This is a genomic window from Cupriavidus sp. SK-4 (assembly GCF_000611125.1).
GTDB classification, from domain to species: Bacteria; Pseudomonadota; Gammaproteobacteria; order Burkholderiales; family Burkholderiaceae; genus Cupriavidus; species Cupriavidus necator.
Map to the genome: position 1 here is coordinate 1 of NZ_JFJW01000013.1, position 19,823 is coordinate 19,823.

General features: G+C 67.4%; 21 protein-coding genes. 7 read left to right on the forward strand and 14 right to left on the reverse strand.

Annotated features, from left to right (window positions below):
- The 5 genes from CF68_RS02670 to CF68_RS02690 all read right to left on the reverse strand — a co-directional run.
- A partial coding sequence (locus CF68_RS02670) for a methyl-accepting chemotaxis protein (protein WP_035815848.1) occupies window positions 1-940 on the reverse strand: 940 nt, incomplete at its 3' end.
- Window positions 941-1,044: 104 nt separating this feature from the next.
- On the reverse strand, window positions 1,045-1,521 hold the full coding sequence (locus tag CF68_RS02675; RefSeq protein ID WP_018311878.1) for a chemotaxis protein CheW: 477 nt from the start codon (window positions 1,519-1,521) through the stop codon (window positions 1,045-1,047).
- A 141-nt stretch (window positions 1,522-1,662) separates the two neighbouring features.
- Window positions 1,663-2,055, reverse strand: a complete 393-nt coding sequence (locus tag CF68_RS02680) for a response regulator (protein ID WP_035815849.1) — start codon at window positions 2,053-2,055, stop codon at window positions 1,663-1,665.
- 155 nt (window positions 2,056-2,210) lie between these two features.
- Complete coding sequence (locus CF68_RS02685) at window positions 2,211-4,181, reverse strand: bifunctional diguanylate cyclase/phosphodiesterase (protein WP_035815850.1); 1,971 nt, start codon at window positions 4,179-4,181, stop codon at window positions 2,211-2,213.
- Between the two features lie 113 nt (window positions 4,182-4,294).
- Entirely contained in the window at window positions 4,295-6,061 is a 1,767-nt protein-coding gene (locus CF68_RS02690; protein ID WP_035815851.1) for a methyl-accepting chemotaxis protein, read from the reverse strand.
- A 552-nt stretch (window positions 6,062-6,613) separates the two neighbouring features.
- Between CF68_RS02690 and CF68_RS02695 the strand changes: the two genes are divergently transcribed.
- On the forward strand, window positions 6,614-6,922 hold the full coding sequence (locus CF68_RS02695; protein ID WP_035815853.1) for an H-NS family nucleoid-associated regulatory protein: 309 nt from the start codon (window positions 6,614-6,616) through the stop codon (window positions 6,920-6,922).
- Window positions 6,923-7,031: 109 nt separating this feature from the next.
- Here CF68_RS02695 and galE read toward each other — a convergent pair whose 3' ends face one another.
- Window positions 7,032-8,051, reverse strand: a complete 1,020-nt coding sequence (galE, locus tag CF68_RS02700) for a UDP-glucose 4-epimerase GalE (RefSeq protein WP_035815855.1) — start codon at window positions 8,049-8,051, stop codon at window positions 7,032-7,034.
- Between the two features lie 155 nt (window positions 8,052-8,206).
- Window positions 8,207-9,229: a tyrosine-type recombinase/integrase gene (locus CF68_RS02705; RefSeq protein WP_035815856.1), complete on the reverse strand. Its 1,023-nt coding sequence runs from the start codon at window positions 9,227-9,229 to the stop codon at window positions 8,207-8,209.
- Window positions 9,230-9,453: 224 nt separating this feature from the next.
- Between CF68_RS02705 and CF68_RS02710 the strand changes: the two genes are divergently transcribed.
- Both CF68_RS02710 and CF68_RS02715 read left to right on the forward strand, forming a co-directional pair.
- The gene (locus CF68_RS02710; protein WP_035815857.1) at window positions 9,454-9,888 is read left to right on the forward strand and encodes a nuclear transport factor 2 family protein; all 435 of its coding nucleotides are present in this window, start codon (window positions 9,454-9,456) and stop codon (window positions 9,886-9,888) included.
- A 61-nt stretch (window positions 9,889-9,949) separates the two neighbouring features.
- A complete protein-coding gene (locus CF68_RS02715; RefSeq protein ID WP_035815858.1) occupies window positions 9,950-10,945 on the forward strand; it encodes a nitronate monooxygenase family protein in 996 nt (331 codons plus the stop codon).
- 54 nt (window positions 10,946-10,999) lie between these two features.
- Here CF68_RS02715 and CF68_RS02720 read toward each other — a convergent pair whose 3' ends face one another.
- Window positions 11,000-11,548 carry a PadR family transcriptional regulator gene (locus tag CF68_RS02720; protein WP_035815859.1) on the reverse strand — a complete coding sequence of 183 codons (549 nt, stop codon included), beginning with the start codon at window positions 11,546-11,548 and terminating at the stop codon, window positions 11,000-11,002.
- Between CF68_RS02720 and CF68_RS02725 the strand changes: the two genes are divergently transcribed.
- Both CF68_RS02725 and CF68_RS02730 read left to right on the forward strand, forming a co-directional pair.
- Window positions 11,547-11,804 (forward strand): hypothetical protein, encoded by a 258-nt coding sequence (locus CF68_RS02725; protein WP_152548442.1) that lies wholly within the window; start codon window positions 11,547-11,549, stop codon window positions 11,802-11,804. The two genes, CF68_RS02720 and CF68_RS02725, sit on opposite strands and share 2 nt — an antisense overlap.
- Before the next feature lie 82 nt (window positions 11,805-11,886).
- The gene (locus CF68_RS02730; protein ID WP_035815862.1) at window positions 11,887-12,114 is read left to right on the forward strand and encodes a hypothetical protein; all 228 of its coding nucleotides are present in this window, start codon (window positions 11,887-11,889) and stop codon (window positions 12,112-12,114) included.
- A gap of 103 nt (window positions 12,115-12,217) precedes the next feature.
- Here CF68_RS02730 and CF68_RS02735 read toward each other — a convergent pair whose 3' ends face one another.
- Together CF68_RS02735 and CF68_RS02740 are read right to left on the reverse strand one after the other, a co-directional pair.
- Entirely contained in the window at window positions 12,218-13,366 is a 1,149-nt protein-coding gene (locus tag CF68_RS02735; protein ID WP_035815863.1) for a hypothetical protein, read from the reverse strand.
- 41 nt (window positions 13,367-13,407) lie between these two features.
- Window positions 13,408-13,953: a GNAT family N-acetyltransferase gene (locus CF68_RS02740; RefSeq protein ID WP_035815864.1), complete on the reverse strand. Its 546-nt coding sequence runs from the start codon at window positions 13,951-13,953 to the stop codon at window positions 13,408-13,410.
- A 182-nt stretch (window positions 13,954-14,135) separates the two neighbouring features.
- Between CF68_RS02740 and CF68_RS02745 the strand changes: the two genes are divergently transcribed.
- Window positions 14,136-14,372 (forward strand): hypothetical protein, encoded by a 237-nt coding sequence (locus CF68_RS02745; RefSeq protein WP_035815866.1) that lies wholly within the window; start codon window positions 14,136-14,138, stop codon window positions 14,370-14,372.
- Window positions 14,373-14,440: 68 nt separating this feature from the next.
- Here the strand turns inward: CF68_RS02745 and CF68_RS02750 are convergent, their stop codons facing one another.
- The 4 genes from CF68_RS02750 to CF68_RS02765 all read right to left on the reverse strand — a co-directional run bounded on the left by CF68_RS02750 (window position 14,441) and on the right by CF68_RS02765 (window position 18,774).
- Complete coding sequence (locus tag CF68_RS02750; RefSeq protein WP_035815868.1) at window positions 14,441-15,616, reverse strand: L-rhamnonate dehydratase; 1,176 nt, start codon at window positions 15,614-15,616, stop codon at window positions 14,441-14,443.
- A 90-nt stretch (window positions 15,617-15,706) separates the two neighbouring features.
- Complete coding sequence (locus CF68_RS02755) at window positions 15,707-16,723, reverse strand: 4-hydroxythreonine-4-phosphate dehydrogenase PdxA (RefSeq protein WP_035815869.1); 1,017 nt, start codon at window positions 16,721-16,723, stop codon at window positions 15,707-15,709.
- Between the two features lie 16 nt (window positions 16,724-16,739).
- Window positions 16,740-17,708 (reverse strand): tripartite tricarboxylate transporter substrate binding protein, encoded by a 969-nt coding sequence (locus tag CF68_RS02760; RefSeq protein WP_035815870.1) that lies wholly within the window; start codon window positions 17,706-17,708, stop codon window positions 16,740-16,742.
- A gap of 109 nt (window positions 17,709-17,817) precedes the next feature.
- Window positions 17,818-18,774, reverse strand: coding sequence for a LysR substrate-binding domain-containing protein (locus CF68_RS02765; protein ID WP_035815871.1), 957 nt, complete (start codon window positions 18,772-18,774; stop codon window positions 17,818-17,820).
- A 114-nt stretch (window positions 18,775-18,888) separates the two neighbouring features.
- Here CF68_RS02765 and CF68_RS02770 point away from each other — a divergent pair, with 114 nt between their 5' ends.
- Window positions 18,889-19,821, forward strand: a complete 933-nt coding sequence (locus CF68_RS02770) for a dihydrodipicolinate synthase family protein (RefSeq protein ID WP_035815873.1) — start codon at window positions 18,889-18,891, stop codon at window positions 19,819-19,821.
- The last annotated feature ends 2 nt before the right edge of the window (window positions 19,822-19,823 follow it).

Here is a 19,823-nt window from a genome sequence, read left to right on the forward strand (position 1 = left end):
TCGACGCCGTCTGCTCCAGCGCCGCCGCCTGTTGTTCGGTGCGTTGCGACAGGTCGTTGTTGCCCGCGGCCACCTGGCGCGTTGCCGTGGAGATGCTGGCCATGCCTTCCTGGATCTCGTGCACCACCGACTGCAGGCTGCGCTGCATGGTCTGCATGGCCTGCGCCAGTGCGCCGATCTCGTCCGCGCTGCGGTGCTCGAAGCGCGTGGTCAGGTCACCCGCGCCCATGCGCAGCGCAAAGTCCAGCATTTGGCGCACCGGACGGTGCACGCGCGCCAGCAGCATGGTGCCGGCCGCGAACGACGACGCCAGCGCCAGCGCAAAGCCGCCCCACAGCCACGGCCGCACCGCGGCCACGCCTGCGCCGCCCAGGACTTCCACTGCAACCAGTGCGGCCAGGAACCACACCATGCCGCCGGCCTGCGCCCACAGGATGCGGCGCTTCAGGTTCAGGCGCAGCAGGCCCTGCACCAGGCCGCGCAGCCCGGTGCGCACCACGGCGCCGTGGCGGATCGCCAGCCCGTCCGCACGGCCGCCACGGAAGCGTGCGTAGGCGGCGCCGGCGGCTTCCACCTGCTCGCGCGTCGCCATCGAGCGCACCGAGGTATAGCCGACCACGCTGCCATCGACACGCGTGGGCGTCACGGTCGCATTGACCCAGTAGAAGTCGCCGTTCTTGCGGCGGTTCTTGACCACGCCCATCCAGGTGCGGCCGGCCTGCAGGTCCTGCCACAGGTCGGCAAACGCTTCGGGCGGCATGTCGGGATGGCGCACCAGGTTGTGCGCTGCACCGAGCAGCTCCTCGGCCGCAAAGCCGCTTGCCTCGATAAAGGTGCGGTTGGCAAAGGTGATCCGGCCCTTGAGGTCCGTGCGCGAGATCAGGTAGTCCGATGGGGAGAGCTTGTATTCGCGCTGCGTAACGGGTTGGTTGTTTCGCATCTATGACAGTACTGCAGGCCCGGGCGCGGCAATGTGCTGCACCCCGGGCGGGTTCGGTCCGGCAGGCGGGGCGCCGGCCGGACAACGTTGGCGCTGCCGCGGGATCACGCCACCGCTTCGAGCGCGGCGAGTTCTTCGGTGTTGAGCAGCTTCTCGATGTCGACCAGGATCAGCATGCGTTGCTCGACCGAGCCCAGCCCGCGGATGTAGTCGGTCGCCAGTTCGCCGGAGAAATGCGGCGTAGGCTTGATCTGCTCGGCTGCGAGGGTCAGCACGTCGGACACGCCATCGACCACGATGCCGGTGGTGCGGTCGTTGAGGTCGACGATGATGACGACCGTGTACTGGTCGTAGCTGACGTTCTGCTGGCGGAACTTGATGCGCAGGTCGATGATCGGCACGATGATGCCGCGCAGGTTGATCACGCCCTTGATGTAGTCCGGTGCGTTGGCAATCTGGGTGACCGACTCGTAGCCGCGGATCTCCTGGACCTTCAGGATGTCGACGCCGTATTCTTCCCGGCCCAGCGTAAAGGCCAGGAACTCCTCGCCCGCGCCGTCCGCCTTGTCGATGTGCTTCATCGTCTAGCCCCCAAAATTGGCTCATGCTGGTTTGCTGGCGCTGCTGCGGCCAAGGCCGCTGGCTGGCACCGGGGCATGACTTCGCCCACCAGTGTTTACGGCAGCAATCCGGGGGACTGAAGGGCGACGCCCCGGCCTTCCTTACCCTTCCGAGGTAGGGTGCGCGGTGGACAGCAGCGCCGTCACGGCCTGCATCAGCTGGTCAGGATCGAATGGCTTGGGCAGGAAACCCGAGGCGCCGGCGGCGCGGGCCTGCTCGCGGATGCTGCCGTCCTGCTCGGTGGTCAGCATCAGGATGGGAATGCACGCATAGCGCTCGGTGGCGCGCAGGCTGCGGATCAGCGTGAGGCCATCCATGCCGGGCATGACCTGGTCGGTGACCAGCATGCCGAAGCTGGCGCCGGCTGCGAGCGCATGCGCCTGGTCGCCGTCGGCCGCCTCGGTCACGTCAAACCCTCCTGCGCGCAGGCAGGCGCCGATCATGCGGCGTAGCGAAGGGGAATCGTCGACGACGAGGATGCTGGGCGATGACATGGAGGCCTCCGGTTTGCGGGACTCGGTTGATCCGCCAGGAAGTTGGACAGCATGGGCAACGCAGCGGCGACGGACGGGCCGGCGCAGGGCTGCGCCGCAAACGCGGGCAGCCTGCCAGACCGGTTATCGGCCGCGCTGCAAATAAACTTTAGCCGTCAGGCGCCGCCGCCCTGCACGCGCAAGGCATCGGCAAAACCAGCAGCATCCAGCGGCAGCGACAGCAGGTAACCCTGCACCTCGTCGCACCCCATCTCATTGAGGATATCCAGCTGCGATGCCGACTCAACGCCCTCGGCCACCACCTTCATGCGCAGTTCGTGCGCCAGCGCCACCATTGAGCCGACGATGGCGCGGCCCTGCGCATCGGTGTCAAGCCCGCCGATCAGCGTGCGGTCGATCTTGAGCGTGCCCACGCGCAGGCGCTTGAGGTAGCCCAGGCTGGAATAGCCACTGCCGAAATCGTCCAGCGCCACCTGGATGCCGAGCGACTGCAGCTCAGCCAGCGTTTCCAGTGACTTGCCGATGTCCTTCATCGCCGCGGTCTCGGTGATCTCCAGCGTGATCGCCGAGGGCGGGATGTCGTGCTGGTGGATCTGCTCGAGCAGGTATTGCGGGAAATTGCGGCTGGCAAAGCGCAGCCCCGAGACATTGATCGCCACCGGCACGGTGGGCACGCCGGCGTCGCGCCACTGGCGCACCTGGCGGCAGACGCTGGTCAGGACCCAGTCGTCGAGCTTGTCGATCTGGCCCGACTGCTCGGCCACGGTGATGAACTCGGCCGGGCTCACCTGTCCCAGCGCGGGATGGCGCCAGCGGCATAGCGCTTCGGCCCCCACCAGCGTGCGCCGGCGCGCATCGTACTTGGGCTGGAACTGCAGCGACAGTGCGTCGTCCTGGATCGCCAGCCACAGGTCGCGCCGGATCACGCGGGTGCGGCGCGCGCGCTCGCCGGCGGCGCTGTTGAACAGGCGCACCTGGTTCGAGCCGCTCTGGCGGGCCTCGGCCAGGCTGACGCGCGCGGCCTGCATCAGCGCCTCTGAGGTCTGCGCATCGCGCGGATAGATGGCAATGCCGATGTTCACGCCGATCTGCATCTGCAAGCCGCGCGCGGCGATGAACTCGGCCAGCGAGCCGAGCATGCGCGAGCCCAGTTCCTGGGCGCGGCCATGATGGACCAGCTCGGGCACGCCCACGGCAAACTCGTCGCGCGCCAGCCGGGCCAGGAAGTCATGCGGCTCCAGCACGGCCTGCGCCAGCGCGCCGGCGTCCTGGGCCAGGATATCGTCGGCGCGGATCTCGAAGACCTCGTCGACTTCGCGGTAATCGGCAATATGGATCAGCAACACGGCGCAGCCGGTCTCGGCCAGCCGCGCCTGCGCGATCGTCTGGTCCAGCCAGCGGCCGAAGGCGACGCGGTCAGGCATCGTCGTTGCCACGCTGTACTCGCCCACCGTGCCCTGCCCACGCGCGGCGGCACGCACGGTAAGACGGCCGGGGCGGCCGGGAATACGCGCGCCGCGCCGCGCCAGCCGGGGCTCGTGCCCGCGCGGCAGGCCGTGCGCCTCGTCCGCCAGCTCATCGGCCAGGCCGGCTTCGTGGTGCGCCGGCAGCAAGCCACGCGACTGCGCGCGGTGGACGGCGAACATCAGCGCACACAAGGCGGTCAGCCCGCCCGCCAGCCAGGCGGGGTGCGGCAGGCCGGCGGCATCGATGCAGGCGCGCGCCGAGACCGAGCCCGCGCCGCAGGCGCGGCCCAGGTGCGTGCCGGCCGCGGCCACCAGCCCGGCGCCGGCGACAACCGCCATGAGCGCCGCACCACGCCACAGCCGCGTGCCCTGGCGCAGCCACTGCACCAGCAGCTTGGCAGCCGCGGTGGCTGCTGCGGCGGCGGCGAAGCTGGCCGCCATCTGCGCGGTGTCGTTGGCCGCCGGCACGCTGCCCGACAGCATCACCACCAGCACGGGCAGGCTTACGCTCAGCTGCGACAACAGTGCCGCCGACCAGGTCAGCGTGCGCAGCGAGCGGCCACCGGCTGACTGGTCCGCACGCCCGGCACGAACGCCGAGGGCGGCGGCCACGCCCAGCAGGGCAGCCAGCAGCAACAGGACGGAACTCAGGGCAATCATTGGGCTGCGCGATGATGAAGAGAATGCGCGAAGAAGGTCAGGACGCGGGGCAAAGTCCGCATCATGGCATCTTGCGGTCGCCGTGTGAACAAGGCAATGGTGGGGACAATGGTTTAGAACGCGCTCCAGTCATCATCGGCCCCGGCAACGGCCAGCGCGGGCCTCGGCGCCGGACGGCTTGGCGGCAGCGCCGCGGCCGGACGGGCAGCAACGGCACGCGGCGCCGCGGTTGCCGAACGCGCCGTGGCTGCCACCGGCCGCACCGACATGGTGCGTGCGGTGCGGCCAGCGATAGCCGTCGCGGCCGCGCCTGCCCCCACTCCAGTACCCGTGCCAAGGTTGAACACCGAGACCACGTTCTTGAGCTTCTGCGCCTGTTCTTCCAGCGAACCGGCTGCTGCGGCGGCCTCTTCCACCAGCGCGGCATTCTGCTGCGTGACCTCGTCCATCTGGGTCACCGCCTGGTTGACCTGCTCGATGCCGCTGGTCTGTTCCTGCGACGCGGCGCCGATCTCGTTCATGATGTCCGTCACGCGGCGCACGGCCTGGACGATCTCGCCCATGGTCTGGCCGGCTTCGGCCACCAGCCGGGTGCCGCTTTCCACGCGCTGGCCCGACTCGCCGATCAGCGCCTCGATCTCCTTGGCAGCCGAGGCCGAGCGCTGCGCCAGGCTGCGCACCTCGCCCGCCACCACGGCAAAGCCGCGGCCCTGCTCGCCGGCACGCGCGGCTTCCACCGCCGCATTGAGCGCCAGGATATTGGTCTGGAAGGCAATGCCCTCGATCACGCTGATGATCTCGACCACCTTGCGCGAGGCGCCGTTGATCTCGTTCATGGTGTCGACCACGCGGCCCACCACATCGCCGCCCTTGAGCGCGATCTGCGAGGCCTCGTTGGCCAGCACGCCGGCCTGGCGCGCGTTGTCGGCATTCTGTCGCACCACCGTGGTCAGCTCTTCCATGCTGGCGGCGGTCTGCTCCAGCGACGAGGCCTGTTCCTCGGTGCGCTGCGACAGGTCCAGGTTGCCGGTGGAAATCTGCTGCGTGGCCGACGCCATCGAATCGGCGCCGGTGCGCACTTCGGCAACGATGCCCGACAGGCTGGCCTGCATCGCGGCCAGCGCCTGCATCATGCGGCCGATCTCGTTCTTCGAGACGCTGGCGATGCGCGAGGTCAGGTCGCCGCGGGCGATGCGCTCGAACACAGCCAGCGCCTCTTGCACCGGCGCGACGATGGCGCGGTTCAGCGTGACCGTGCACAGCACGGCGACCGCCAGGCCCAGCACGATCAGCACGACCGACAGCGTGCGGATACGCGCAAAGCTGGCCTGCGCAGCATCGAAGTTGGCCTGCCCGGCAGCCATCTGGAATTTCTGCAGCTTCTCATGCACGCTCGACATGCTGCGCTGCAGGTCAGGCAGCACCTTCTTCGCCAGCCGCAGGGCCTCTTCCTGGTTGCCCGCCAGCGAGGCCGCCTGCAGCGGCAGCACGCCCTGCTCCATGAACGCCTGGCGCTGCTTGCCCAGTTCCGCGGCGAGCGCCTTTTCCTCAGGATTCTGCGGCAGGTTCATATAGCGCTTCCAGGCAGCCTCCGAAGCCTCCACGAACACCCTGGAGCGGTCCACGTGAATCTTGGGATCGTCCTGCTCGCCCTGCATCACGTTGCGGTCCAGCGCCAGGCGCATGCGCGTGGTGGCCTGCATGGCCTCGCTGAGTGCGACGGTGGAGCCGAGCTGGTTGGCATAAGTCTCCCTGAGGGCATCATTGCTTTGTGAAATGCCGTGCAGGCCGGCCCCGCCGACCAGCAACAGCAGCAGCGACAGCATTCCCATGGCGCCCCGCAGCAGGGTCTTGATCTGGATATTGTTGTGCAAGGACATGATGAAAGAAGACTGTGGCAACCCGCGGGGCACACCCCTGGCCCCGTTCCGGCAGGATCGACGCCCAGATGATCCGCCCTGCCCGGATAACGGCGCCGCCTTCTCGTACTTGAGCCGCCGCGCCGGTGGCGGGCGCAATTAATCGGCGCTAACCGGCGTGTCGGATATACGCCACGTGGGCTGCCGCGCTATCGCCGCAAACATCTTGGCGAAATGCCGCGGCCGATTATGGCGATTTGATTTTGGCGGCGGCTGGCTGCCGCCGGGCCGGTTTGCACACGGCCGCACCATTTGCGGGCCTGAAGCCGGAACTGCGGCCGGAACTGCGGCCGGAACTGCAGCCGGGCAACACCAACGACGATGGAAATGCCGGTGACAGACCATGACACCGAAAGTTCACACAATTATCGGCACCAAGAATTTTCGTAAAAACAGCATCCGATTAGTACGGCAGGATTTGCAGCGGGCGGCGACCCCGTTATAATTGTTTTCAGCATTTTCACCCCCCGCACACACCCACCGCATTCCACTCCACCGGAAACCGAGGACCCAATGGCGACGTATCAGGAAATCGTTCAGAAAATCAGTGAACTGCAGAAGCAGGCCGAGGAAATCAAGGCACGCGAACAAGCCACGGTGATCGCGGATATTCGCGAGAAAATCGAGCAATATGGCCTGACCGCGGAAGACCTGGGTTTTGGCGCAAAGGTGCCGGCCGGCAAGAAGGCGCTCAACCGCAAGGTGCCGGTACGCTATCGCGACAGCGCCGGCAATACCTGGACCGGCCGCGGCAAGCGCCCGGGCTGGCTGACCCAGGCCCTGGCCCAGGGCAAGGCAGTTGAAGACTTCCTGATCCGCTGAAACACGCGATCCGGCAGATGGCAAAACGCCACGGAATTCATCCGTGGCGTTTTTGTTTGCTGGCCTTCCGCGGCGCCTGCACGACACCGCGGCACCACCTGCCCGGCCGTCAGGCGTCAAACCCCTGCGGATTCATCGACTGCCAGCGCCATGAGTCCTGGCACATGCGGTCGATGTCATGGCGCGCGCGCCAGCCCAGCAGCTGGTTGGCCAGCGCGGGATCGGCGTAGCACGAGGCGATGTCGCCCGGGCGCCGCGCCACGATGTCATGCGGCACCGGCTTGCCGCTTGCACGCTGGTAGGCCTGCACCACTTCCAGCACGCTGTAGCCGCGGCCCGTGCCCAGGTTCACGGTCATGCTCTTGCCCTGCGCGCGCAGGTAACCCAGCGCCGCCAGGTGGCCGTCCGCCAGGTCGCAGACGTGGATATAGTCGCGCACGCCGGTGCCGTCCGGCGTCGGGTAGTCGCCGCCGAATACCATCAGCTTTTCACGGCGCCCGCCGGCCACCTGCGCCACATACGGCATCAGGTTGTTCGGAATGCCGCGCGGATCCTCGCCGATCAGCCCGCTTTCATGCGCGCCGACCGGATTGAAATAACGCAGGTAGGCAATGCGCCAGTCCGGATCCGATTTTTCCAGATCGCGCAGGATTTGCTCGCCCATCAGCTTGGTCTGGCCATACGGATTGGTGGCCGACAGCGGGAAATCCTCCAGGATCGGCACCGCATGCGGATTGCCATAAACCGTGGCCGAAGAACTGAACACCAGCTGTTTCACCCCGGCCGCGCCCATTGCCGCGCATACCGTCAGCAGCCCACCCAGGTTGTTGCTGTAATACTCCAGCGGCTGGCTCACGGATTCGCCCACTGCCTTGAGTGCGGCAAAATGAATCACCCCGCTGATGCGGTGTTCGGCAAAGAGCCGGTCTAGCAAGGCGCGGTCGCGCACGTCGCCCTGCACAAAATGCGGGGCCTTGCCGGTAATGGTGGCGAGCCGCTCCAGCACCACCGGGCTGCTGTTGCACAGATTATCCAGGCCGATCACGTGGTAGCCGGCATTGAGCAGCGCGACCCAGGTATGCGAGGCGATATAGCCGGTGGCACCGGTCAGGAGCAAGGTTTCAGGCATGGAAAATAGGTGTCGGAATTCGATTCAGGGCCGGGCCTTGGCCTGGCGGATTCAAAACGTGGCGCAAGCACCTCTTTCCGCCGCGTAGGCCGGCGAAGCTGCTTATTATCCACGATCTGCCGATGCGCCCAGGGCAGCCGGCCCGGCGCGCGGGGCTAGACCCGGCTTCCCGGCGCTTCCGCCACCAGCCCTGCCCGCGCCTGCCAGGCTTCATAGGCGGCGCGCAGCCGCCAGCCGGACTCCAGGTCGCGCATGCCCAGGCATTGCGCCACCTCGGCCGGCGCCGTGCCGGCCTCGAAATGCATGGCGGCGCAGGTATTGCGCAGCGTCTGCGGCGATGCGCGTTCGCTGCGGCCGGCCAGCACGCCGGCCTCGTCCAGCAGGATCTCCACGCGCCGGTAAACCGAGGCGGCGTGCATCGGCCGCCCCGCCGGCATGGCGGGAAACACCAGGCCGCCAAGCGTGCCGGAGGCTTCGCGCAATGCCAGCCAGGCCCGCAGCGGCGCATGGGCCAGGCTGAACAGCGGCACGGTATAGGCCCGGCCGTTGTCCGCGCGGACCATGCGCAGCGCCATCCGGCCGGGGGCGCCAGCTTCGACGGCATCGACCCGCAGCGCCCGGGCTTCGCCTACCTTCAGGCCGCCGCCGAGCAGCACCGCCAGCAGGGCCGCATCGCGGGCGCGCTTCCATTGGGTGGGCGATGCCGCGGTGTGCGTGTCGCCGGCCGCCATGCCGGCAGGGCCGAGTATCCGCGCCACCAGCAGGTCGCGCTCGCCCGGCAGCAGGAACGCGGTGGGATCGTTCTCGCCGTCGGCCAGGTGGGCGCGCACTGCCTGGCTGGCCGGGTTGTGCATGCCCTCGCGCAGCCGCGCCAGATGATGGAACACCCGCTCGATCAGCCGCGTATAGCGATAGCGGTGCGATTTGTGCAGCTGCTGCGCGTCCAGGAACTCACCGATCTGCTCCGCCGACCAGCTCAGCGGCGGCAGCCCGCGTTCGGCCGACCAGCGCAGCAGCTTGCCCCACATGGCGCGGTACACCACGCTGGTGCCGTGCCGGAAGCCATGCCGTGCCAGCCAGCCGTCGAACGCGCGCTCCGGATGGTCACGCCAGGCGGCCAGGTCGGCATCGAACAAGGCCGCCTGTTCAGGATGGGCAGCGGAGGGCTTGGTGGTCACTGACTCTCCTGCCGGGGGCCGGCGTGCGGGGGTTGGGATCCCGCCTATTGTAGACAACCCGTCACTGCGCGGCGGGGTGCCGGCACCATTGGCCCCACATCGCTTGCACGGTGCCCCGGCGCATGCTACCTTTCCACTCACTATGCAACTGGTTGCATAAAACCCTGCAATCAGACCCCGTCAAACGAGATGCCCGCGCACTGACGCCAGCCAAGGAGACCGACGTGACCACCACCAACCTGATTCCCGCCGCACAGGCCTCACTTGAAGCCTGGCACCAGATGCTGGCCAACGGTTCGATGGCCGGACTCGACGCCATCGTGGCCGATGAGGTGGTGTTCCGCTCCCCGGTTGCGCACACCCCCTATCCCGGCCGCGCCGCAATTGCGCTGGTGCTGACCACGGTGAACCAGGTGTTCCAGGACTTCCGTTATCACCGCAGCTTTGTCAGCGAGGACGGCCACAGCGTGGTGCTGGAATTCAGCGCCGCCGTGGACGGCAAGGCGCTCAAGGGCATCGACATGATCCGCTTCGACGACGCCGGCCGCATTGCCGAGTTCGAAGTCATGGTGCGCCCGCGCTCGGGCCTGGAGGCGCTGGCCGCCGCCATGGGCGCGCGCCTGGCCAGCCAGAAGGACACGCTGACCGGCGCAGCCTGACGCAACCCTGTTTCGCAGCACCGCTTTTTCGCTCTACCGGATTACCCAGGAGACTTCACCCATGGCCCTTCCCGCCCAACTCCAGAACCGGCTGTCGCTGCCGGTGGTCTGCTCGCCGCTGTTCATCATCTCCAACCCCGACCTGGTCATCGCCCAGTGCAAGGCCGGCGTGGTGGGCTCGTTCCCCGCGCTGAATGCGCGCCCGGCACCCAAGCTGGAAGAATGGCTGGACCGCATCACCACCGAGCTGGCCGAACACGACGCCAGGCACCCGGACCGCCCGTCGGCGCCGTTCGCCGTCAACCAGATCGTGCACAAGTCCAACGACCGGCTTGAACATGACCTGGAGCTGTGCGTGCGCTACAAGGTGCCGATCGTGATCACCTCGCTGGGCGCGCGCAAGGAAGTCAACGACGCGGTGCACTCGTACGGCGGCATCGTGCTGCACGACGTGATCAACAACACCTTCGCGCGCAAGGCCATCGAGAAGGGTGCGGACGGACTGGTGGCGGTTGCCGCCGGTGCCGGCGGCCATGCCGGCACGCTGTCGCCGTTCGCGCTGCTACACGAGATCCGCGAATGGTTCGACGGCCCGCTGCTGCTGTCGGGCTCGATCTCCAGCGGCGACGCCATCCTGGCCGCGCAGGCCGCCGGCGCCGACCTGGCCTATATCGGCTCGGCCTTTATCGCCACGCAGGAAGCCAACGCGCAGGACGGCTACAAGCAGATGATCGTCGACAGCACTGCCAACGACATTGTCTACTCCAACCTGTTCACCGGCGTGCACGGCAACTACCTGCGCGGCAGCATCGAGCGCGCCGGCCTGGACCCGAACGCGCTGCCCGAATCCGATCCGTCGAAGATGAACTTCGGCTCCACCAGCGTCAAGGCGTGGAAGGACATCTGGGGCGCCGGCCAGGGCGTGGGCGCAATCAAGCGCGTGGTGCCCGCGGGCGAGCTGGTGCGCCGCTTTGCCGAGGAATATGCGCTGGCACGCCGCCGGCTGGGCTTGGGCGAGGCCAGGCAGGCCGGCACGCGTGCCGTCGACCTGGCCTGACGCAGCCGGTCAGTTAACCTGGCAGGCCGTAGCCGCCGCCCGTGCCGGGCGCGGCTACAGCAGCGGCAGCAGTTCCTCGCCCCAGGCCACCCAGTCCTGCTCGAAGCGGATGCCGCGCTGCAGCAGCGCATAGCGCAACTGTTGCGCGCGGTCCATGTCCGGCGCCGAGAAATCGCGCCGCTCGATGGCCAGGTAAGTCTCCAGCCGGGCCCGGTGCAGCGCGATCAGCCGCCGCATCTCGTCACCGAGGCCAAGCGGCCCGATCACCGCATCGGCGCGCAGCTTGACCAGGATTTCCTCGCGCTGGTCCAGGCTGGCGCCGGGGGTCAGCACCCAGCGTGCCAGTTCTTCACGACCGGCCGGCAACACCCGGTAGACCTTCTTGCGGTTCTTGCGGTCGCCGCCACCGGCCTCGCCTTCCGCCGTCTCGACTTCATCCGCGGCAATCCAGCCACTGTCAGCCATCCGTCCCAGCTCGCGATAAATCTGCTGGTGCGTGGCATGCCAGAAATAGCCGATGGAACGGTCAAAGCGCCGCGCCAGGTCATAACCGGACGACGGTTTTTCGATCAGGGAAATCAACAAGGCGTGCTGGGTCGACATGCGTCTGGGCAGTGGCCCGTCGGGGGGCGATGGAAAATGGTTGGAAGCGGATGCGGCAGACCCGGAACCGGAACGCGCCGGTAGCCGCACTTCGCCGGGCTGGCGCTATGGTATCGCAATGCCGGCCTTGCGCAGCACCCTCAGCGATGCCGTCATCGGCGTCGCCAGCAAATGCCATACATTCATCAAATTTGTCAGTTTCGAAATTTCCTGGCAGACAGAATTAAAAAATGCTGAATGGCATTTCTGCTTTTGATGCAATACATTCCATACATTGAAATCAGTGCGAGCGCATATCCGCCCCCGGCCGCACCTTGCAGCTATCCTGGAGTGTGTCCATGACCGGAAGAATCCTGCTTGCCGAAGAGCGCGACGTGGCCTGGGAAGCCGACGCCGGCGAGCTACCGATCGGCATCCTGCCGCCCATGCGCGACAAGGCGCCCATTTACTACCGCCTGCCCGATACGCCGGACGGGCACCATATCAAGGAATACGCCAGCGGGCTGCGCCAGCTGGTGCGCTTTGTCGGCGTCGAAGAACAGGTCGTCAAGTACAGCCTGGGCTGACCGGGCACGTAACCGTTTCCCTGTGGTTGTCTCCTCCGAGCCCGTTCCTGCGGGCAGGGACTTGAACCCGCGAAATTCGCGGGTTTTTTCTTGGCCGGCGGAATCAGAGCTGCGGCGCACGGCAGGCCGCGCCGTCCGTGTTGTCCGTTTCCGCCATGCCGAACACCGCCCTGGCGCCGCATTGCGAGCCGAACATGCGCGCCTGATCGTGGCCCACGCCCACCACTTCATAGGCCTGGTGGCGGATCACCAGCCCGGGGCTGGCCAGGTAGCGCTCATAGCGCAGGTAGCCGCGGGCGCGCTGCAGGCGCGTTGGACCTTCGGCCTCAGCGCCACACGCCTTGTCCAGTACGCGGTGGTTGGGGTCGTTGTCTTCCGTGCCGGCCAGGTAGGTCACCTGACGCCCGGTGTAGCGCTGGTACAGCGACAGGCCATTGGCACCCTTTGCGTAGGGCACGATGTCCTGCATGCCATAGCGGTACTTGTCGTAATCCGGGCACACAGCCTTGTCGTAAGGCGCAAACGAGCGGCCGTCCGCGCCGGCCGGGCGCACCGGCGTGAAGTACAGGTAGGACGAGGGGTTGGCCACCACATAGCGCAGGTCGATGCCGCGCGCGCGGATGCGCTCGTCGACATTGTTCAGCACGGCATAGCGATGCACGATCTGCGCGCCGCCCGAATGCCCGGCCACGGTCACCCTGGCCACCCGCGGCAAGCGCGCTTTGTCGGTGACGAAGGCCATCAGGTCATCGAGGACCTGCAGTGAACTGACCGTGAACGGCGCGTTGACCGCGTTCTCGCCACTCATCCAGCCCTGCACCGACCATTGCGGCATGCCGTCGAAGCCCTTGCCGTGGTCAGGCGTGCCGGGGAAGTTGGGCGCGACCAGCAGCACCTCGTCCGGATTGCGGCCGCTGGCCTTGAGCAGTGCAGCACCGGCGGCGTAGTAGTCATCGCCGTTGCGCTGCAGGCCGTGCTGCACGAACACCACCTCGCGGATGCGCGACAGGTCGCCATCGAGACGATGGCTGGCATAGACCGGGAAGTCATAGCCTGCGCCCGTGCCCAGGTGCAGCCGTTGCCAGTGCGGCCCGGCCGATGCTGCCTTGGCCGCCGCCTCGACTGGCTTGCTGGTAACGGAGGGCGCCGGAGGAGCACCGGCGCAGCCGGTCAGGGCGGCCAAGGCGATGGCCGCGCCGGCCAGGCGCACAGCCGGCTTCGCTGACAGGACGGGAGGGAACGTTTTAAGCATGGATGATGTCTCCAGTTGGCGTTAGCCGGGCTCGCAACTGGTCAGCCAAGGCGCCTGACCAGCGCTGCCACGTCCGGCCAGGTCACGCGACGGACCATGACCCTGAGGCCAGGGCCGGGGAAATCGTCTTCAAACGCGTCGGATTCCTCACCGCCCAGCCGCCGGTAGAACTCGCGCGCCTGCGTATTGTCTTCCAGCACATAGAGGAACAGCGGCCGGCCGGGCCAGTGCCCGGCCACGCGTTGCGCGCAATGGGCCAGCAAGCGCTTTCCCAGGCCATGGCCGTGAAAGGCGGGAAGAACGTGGAGATTATCGAGATAGATGCCGAACTGCGGCTCTGCTTCAGGCAGCAGGCAGGCAAAGCCGGCGGTTTCGCCGTCGACCATGGCCAGCGTGACTTCCGCCGGGCCGTCCGCGCCGTCGAGCATGCGGGCGCGCCAGGCCGCCAGCCGTTCCTGGTAGGCCCGCTCCTGCAGGTAGGCGGCTGGCAGGATGCCGGGATAGGTGTGCTGCCAGCTGGCGGCGTGCATGGCGGCAAGCCGTTCGGCATCGGCAGCAGTGGCGGGGATCAGCGCAAGATCAGGCATGATAGGCGGCACGAATCTGAAGGCCGGGCTCGCTACAGACCCGGCGAGGCATCGGGAAGTGCCCATTGTGCCTGCGGCATGGCCAGGCTTGCAAAATCCGGGGGCAAGGATTGCAATTGGCATGCTGGGAACGCAGGATGCAGCACCCGGCACGTGACCCGGCACAGCGAAGAGGAAGCCCTATGTATATGGTCTACTGGTCCGAAGCCGACGGCGCCGGGCTCAGTCCCCACGCGCAGTCGTTCCCAAGCGATGCAATGCGTGAAGCCCTGCACTTTACCGAGGCGCTGCGCCAGCGCCAGCACGCGGGCGAGCCGGTAAGCTTTGTCACGCTGTGCTCGGAGAATCCCAACGCCGTGGGCAGGGCCGGCGCGGCCGACCCGCCGCCGGACTATGAGTGGAAGAAAAGGCGGCCTTGAAGCGGCAGCGCGCATTGTCGTGAAACATGGCGCGCTGCCCGGCCGGGCAGAACCCGGCAACTGGCCCGTCAGCCGATGATGTCGAACTGGCTGAAATATTCCTCGTTCAGCTCCAGCCCCAGCCCCGGCAGGTTGTCGTCCAGTTGCAGGTAGCCGTTGTCGGGTGCGGGATCGCCCTTGAAGATGTAGTAGAACAGCTCGTTGCCGACTTCGACGTCGTGCACCGGGAAGTACTCGGCCATCGGCGAAGCGGTTGATGCCATGGTCAGGTGGTAGTTGTGCATCTGCCCGGCGTGCGGGATCACCGGCACCGACCAAGCCTCGGCCATGGCGTTGATCTTCTGCGCCGCGGTGATGCCGCCGACGCGGTTGGTGTCGTACTGGATCACGTCCACAGCGCGGCGCTCAAGCAGGTCCTTGAAGCCGTAGGAGGTGAATTCATGTTCACCGCCGGAGATCGGGAACGGGCTCGCCTTCTTCAGCTCGGCATAGCCTTCGATATCGTCGGCGATCACTGGCTCTTCCAGCCAGCGCGGGTTGAACTCGGCGAGGCGCGGCAGCATGCGGCGCGCGTACTCCAGGGTCCAGCCCATATAGCACTCCAGCATGATGTCGACGCCGTCGCCGACCAGCTCGCGCAGCAGGCGCACCTGCTCGATGTTCTTCTGCATGCCGGCGGGGCCGTCCTTGGGGCCGTAGCCGAAGCGCATCTTCATCGCGGTAAAGCCCTGGTCGAGATAGCGCTGCGCTTCTGCCAGGAAAGCGTCGCGGTCGTCATTGTTGTAGAGCTTGGACGCGTAGCACCAGATCTTTTCCTTGGTGCGCCCGCCCAGCAGCTTGAACACGGGCTTGCCGACCGCCTTGCCCATCAAGTCCCACAGCGCGATATCGACCGCCGAGATCGCCGCCATGCCGATGCCCTTGCGGCCCCACGCATGGGTGCGGCGGTACATCTTCTGCCACAGGTATTCGTTGTCGAACGGGTCCTGGCCGATCACCACCGGTGCCAGGTACTGGTCGACGATCTCCTTGGCCACGCGCGGCGCCAGCGCGCAGTTGCCGATGCCGACCAGGCCGGTATCGGTTTCCACTTCCACCACCAGCCAGCCGTGGAAGCGGAACGAGCCCATGGCGTCGCCGCGTTCGAACAGGATGTCGGTGGCGTTGGTGCAGAAATGCGCCTGCGGCGGCACGGTCTTGCCCTTCCATTCAAAGACACGGGCGCGGACGTTGGTGATCTTCATGTTCAGCTCCTGATGGCGATGCGTTGGCGCGAACGCTCCCCGGCCGCGCCGGGGGCGGTCTTGCTGGTATTGGTGTGGTGAAGGTGGTGGCTAGGCTGTGGCGCGCCGTTGCGCACCCATGCGGCAGGCAATCTGGAATGCCTGCAGCGTGGCGCCCGGATCGGCGCGGCCCTGCTGCGTGATGTCGAACGCGGTGCCATGCGCGGGCGTGGTGATCGGCACCGGCAGCCCGCCCTGCACCGTCACGCCGCGCGAGAAGCCCATCAGCTTGATGCCGATCTGGCCCTGGTCGTGGTACATGGTGACGATGGCATCGAACTGCCGCTGCGACGGCCCGCCCTGCACCTTCAGGAAGATGGTGTCGGCCGGGAACGGACCGTCGGCCGCCACGCCGCGCTCACGCGCCGCGGCCACGGCCGGGGCGATCACGTCGATCTCTTCGCGGCCGAACGCGCCGTTGTCGCCGTTGTGCGGGTTCAGGCCGCACACCGCGATGCGCGGGCGCGCCATGCCTGCGCGGCGCAGGGCGTGGTCGATCAGGTCGATGGCACCGCCCACGCGTTCCAGCGTGATCATCGCCGGCACGTCCTTGAGCGCCACGTGCGAGGTCACGCGCGAGGTCCACAGCCCGTCCAGAACATTGAATTCGCAGAAGTTGCCGTGGTAGCCAAGCTGCTCGGCAAACCAGTGCAGCTCGTCGCTGTGCGCCATGCCGGCGGCGTGCAGCGAGCTCTTGTTCAGCGGCCCGAACAGGATCGCGTCCGCCTGGCCCGCCTGCGCCAGCTGCAGTGCCAGCGCTAGCGTGCCCAGGCTGTAGCGCCCGCCCTCGGCACTGGCTTCGCCGCGCGCATACGCCGGGCGCTCCGGCAACTGCCAGTGGTACAGGCGCGGCTTGCCATCATCGGCAAACGCGGGCGCATCGGTCTCGGCCAGCGCCAGCTCGACGCCTGCGATCCGCATGCCGTGGCGCCATTCGTCGCGGTCGGCAATCAGCAGGATCTCGGCCTGCGCGGCGGTCGCGGGGTCGGCCAGCAGCCTGGCGATCAGTTCGGGGCCGATGCCGGCGGGGTCGCCCAGCACCATGGCGATTCTTGGACGGGAATTCATTGGACTTCCGGGGTTGTTATTGGTCGAGCTTGACGCCCAGCTCAGCGATCAGCTTGCCATAGCGCACATATTCGGCACGCGAGAAGGCATCGAACTGCGCCGCGGTCAGCGCGCCGGGCACCGCGCCCACATCGGCCAGCCGGCGCACGGTGTCAGGGTCCTTGATCACCGTGGCCAGCGCGCTGCCCAGCTTCTGCAGCGTCGCGGGCGGCGTGCCGGCCGGCGCATAGACACCGTACCACGCACTCATCTGGATGCCGGGCACGCCCGCTTCAGCCAGGGTGGGCACGTTGGGCAGCAGCGCCGAGCGCTGGTCCGCGGTGACCGCCAGCGCGCGCAGCTTGCCGGCCTTGATATGGCTGATGACTGACGGCATGGTCTCGAAGCTCATGTCCACCTGCCCGCCCATCAGGTCCACCAGCGCGCTGCTGCTGCTCTTGTATGGCACGTGCAGCAGCTTGCCCTTGATCTGCCGCGCGAAGGACGCGCCGGCCAGGTGCTGGGTGCTGCCGACCCCGGACGAGCTGTAGCGGAACTTGTCCGGATTGGCCTGGATCTGCGCCACCAGCGCCTTGACGTCGCGCGCCTGCACCTGGTTGTTGACCACCAGCACATTGGGCACCGACGACACCAGCGCCACCGGCGCCAGGTCCTTGAGTGGATCGAACTGCAGCTTGAGCAGGTGCGGCGCGATCGCTTGCGAAGTCACCACGCCCATCAGCAGCGTGTTGCCGTCCGGCGCCGCCTTGGCGGTGATGTCAGCGGCAATGGTGTTGGACGCGCCGGGGCGGTTGTCGACCACGACGGGCTGCTTCAGCTGCGCGGCGAGCTTGTCGGAGACGATTCGCGCCATCACGTCGGTGCCGCCGCCGGGCGCGGCGCCCACCATCAGCCGCACCGGCCGTGTGTCCTGCGCCCAGGCATTGCCCGTTACTGCCGCCACCGTAGCCAGGCCGGCGAGTGCGCCGGCGATCCATGTCTTCATTGCTGTCTCCGTCGTTTTGCTGTCCGGCTCTGCGGCGCGGATGGGCAGACTATAGGAGCATCAGTGATTCGCCACTACTGATGTTTTTTGAACTGGCGATCACCTGGCGTTATACCTCGGCAACCGCGTGCTGCGCAGTGCGCGGCAATGCCTTCAGGATCGCGACCAACTGCCGCGCCGCGGCGGACAAGGCGCCGCCGCGCCGAGTCACGATGCCAAAAGTCTGCTGCCGCGACTGCAGCCGCACGGGCAGGATGCGCAGCATCTTCTGGCGCACGAACATCGCCGCCACGCCGGTCGGCAGCAGCGACACCAGCCCGGGGTCGCCCTGCAGCATGGCGACGGTGACCAGGGCCGACGAGGTCGAGATCGCATTGGCGGGAAAGCTCATGCCGGCCAGGTCCAGCTCGCGCTGCAGCAGCGCATGCATCGGCATATGGCCGGCATAGGTGATCCAGCGATAACCCGCGAGGTCGGCAAACCCCATCGCCCGCGCGCGCGGCGCCGGATGCGCATGACCCGCCACCACCGCCACCTGCTCATCGCCAAGCGGGTGGTAGTGGTACCGCGCCGGTTCATCGCTGACCAGCGAGCGGCCGATCACCAGGTCGAGGTGGCCGTCGTCGAGCAGCCCCAGCAGGCGCAGGCTGGTGTCCTCGATGATCTCCAGCGCCAGCTCCGGCTGCGCCTGGCGCAACTGCGCCAGCGCCGGCACCAGCACCTCCGGCACCGCGCCCATGATCACGCCGATGGCCACGCGCCCGCCGCTGCCCGCGCGGATGCCCGCCACCTCCTCGCACATGGCGCCCAGGTCGGCCACCAGCTGGCGTGCGTGCCGGATCACGCAATGGCCAAAGGCATTGGGACGCATGCCGCGCTTGGAGCGCTCGAACAGCGGCGCTTCCAGCATGCCCTCCAGTTCCTGCAGCGACTTGCTGGCCGCCGACTGGGTCATCGCCATCGCCGCGGCGGCCTGGTGCAGCGAAGGGTGCTCGTCCAGCGCGATCAGCAGTTGCAGCTGCTTCATGCGCAGCCGGCCAGTCAGGGTGTCGAGGGTGGATTTCATGACCAGACGCTGTGAGTCGCAAAAGCGATCACAAGATGGAAAGGTTTCAATATACAGCCCGCGGGTCGGCTCGTATATTGGCCCGATCCAATTCATAAGCAGCCGGAGGAGACCATGACCCGCACCCCATCCCCCACCGTCTACCGCGGCGTATTCCCGGTAGCGCCCACCATCTTCGACGCGCAGGGCGGCCTTGACCTCGACGGCCAGCGCCGCTGCATCGACTTCATGATCGACGCGGGTTCGCACGGCATCTGCATCCTGGCCAACTTCTCCGAGCAGTTCGTGCTGAGCGACGACGAGCGCAACGTGCTGATGAAGACCGTGCTGGAACACGTGGACGGTCGCGTGCCGGTGATCGTCACCACCACGCATTTCAGCTCGCGCCTGTGCGCCGAGCGCAGCCGCGCGGCGCAGGACGCGGGCGCGGCCATGGTGATGGTGATGCCGCCCTACCACGGCGCCACCATCCGCGTGCCCGAGCGCAGCATTTACGAGTTCTTCGCCACGGTCTCGGATGCCATCGACATTCCCATCATGATCCAGGACGCGCCGGTCAGCGGCACCACGCTGAGCGCGCCGTTCCTAGCGCGCATGGCGCGCGAGATCGGCAATGTGTCCTACTTCAAGATCGAAGTGCCGCAGGCCGCTGCCAAGCTGCGCGAGCTGATCGAACTGGGTGGCGACGCCATCGTCGGCCCCTGGGACGGCGAAGAGGCCATCACGCTGATGGCCGACCTGGAAGCGGGCGCCACCGGCGCCATGACCGGCGCGGGCTTCCCCGACGGCATCCGCCAGATCCTCGATGCCTGGCAGGCCGGCGACGCCGAACTGGCCGCGCAGCGCTACCAGCAATGGCTGCCGCTGATCAACTACGAGAACCGGCAAGGCTGGCTGGCCACCAGCAAGGTGCTGATGCAGGCAGGCGGCGTGATCGCGTCGGACGCGGTGCGCCATCCGCTGCAGCCGATGCACCCGGCCACCCGCGAAGGGCTGCTGAAAATTGCGCGCCGGCTCGATCCGCTGGTGCTGCGCTGGGCCCGCTGATC

Coding starts and splice junctions, on each gene's coding strand:
- CF68_RS02675 (WP_018311878.1), bottom strand. CDS start 1,521: ATGAAGCACATCGACAAGGCGGACGGCGCGGGCGAGGAGTTCCTGGCC.
- CF68_RS02680 (WP_035815849.1), bottom strand. CDS start 2,055: ATGTCATCGCCCAGCATCCTCGTCGTCGACGATTCCCCTTCGCTACGC.
- CF68_RS02685 (WP_035815850.1), bottom strand. CDS start 4,181: ATGATTGCCCTGAGTTCCGTCCTGTTGCTGCTGGCTGCCCTGCTGGGC.
- CF68_RS02690 (WP_035815851.1), bottom strand. CDS start 6,061: ATGTCCTTGCACAACAATATCCAGATCAAGACCCTGCTGCGGGGCGCC.
- CF68_RS02695 (WP_035815853.1), top strand. CDS start 6,614: ATGGCGACGTATCAGGAAATCGTTCAGAAAATCAGTGAACTGCAGAAG.
- galE (WP_035815855.1), bottom strand. CDS start 8,051: ATGCCTGAAACCTTGCTCCTGACCGGTGCCACCGGCTATATCGCCTCG.
- CF68_RS02715 (WP_035815858.1), top strand. CDS start 9,950: ATGGCCCTTCCCGCCCAACTCCAGAACCGGCTGTCGCTGCCGGTGGTC.
- CF68_RS02725 (WP_152548442.1), top strand. CDS start 11,547: ATGCGTCTGGGCAGTGGCCCGTCGGGGGGCGATGGAAAATGGTTGGAA.
- CF68_RS02720 (WP_035815859.1), bottom strand. CDS start 11,548: ATGTCGACCCAGCACGCCTTGTTGATTTCCCTGATCGAAAAACCGTCG.
- CF68_RS02730 (WP_035815862.1), top strand. CDS start 11,887: ATGACCGGAAGAATCCTGCTTGCCGAAGAGCGCGACGTGGCCTGGGAA.
- CF68_RS02735 (WP_035815863.1), bottom strand. CDS start 13,366: ATGCTTAAAACGTTCCCTCCCGTCCTGTCAGCGAAGCCGGCTGTGCGC.
- CF68_RS02740 (WP_035815864.1), bottom strand. CDS start 13,953: ATGCCTGATCTTGCGCTGATCCCCGCCACTGCTGCCGATGCCGAACGG.
- CF68_RS02745 (WP_035815866.1), top strand. CDS start 14,136: ATGTATATGGTCTACTGGTCCGAAGCCGACGGCGCCGGGCTCAGTCCC.
- CF68_RS02750 (WP_035815868.1), bottom strand. CDS start 15,616: ATGAAGATCACCAACGTCCGCGCCCGTGTCTTTGAATGGAAGGGCAAG.
- CF68_RS02755 (WP_035815869.1), bottom strand. CDS start 16,723: ATGAATTCCCGTCCAAGAATCGCCATGGTGCTGGGCGACCCCGCCGGC.
- CF68_RS02760 (WP_035815870.1), bottom strand. CDS start 17,708: ATGAAGACATGGATCGCCGGCGCACTCGCCGGCCTGGCTACGGTGGCG.
- CF68_RS02765 (WP_035815871.1), bottom strand. CDS start 18,774: ATGAAATCCACCCTCGACACCCTGACTGGCCGGCTGCGCATGAAGCAG.
- CF68_RS02770 (WP_035815873.1), top strand. CDS start 18,889: ATGACCCGCACCCCATCCCCCACCGTCTACCGCGGCGTATTCCCGGTA.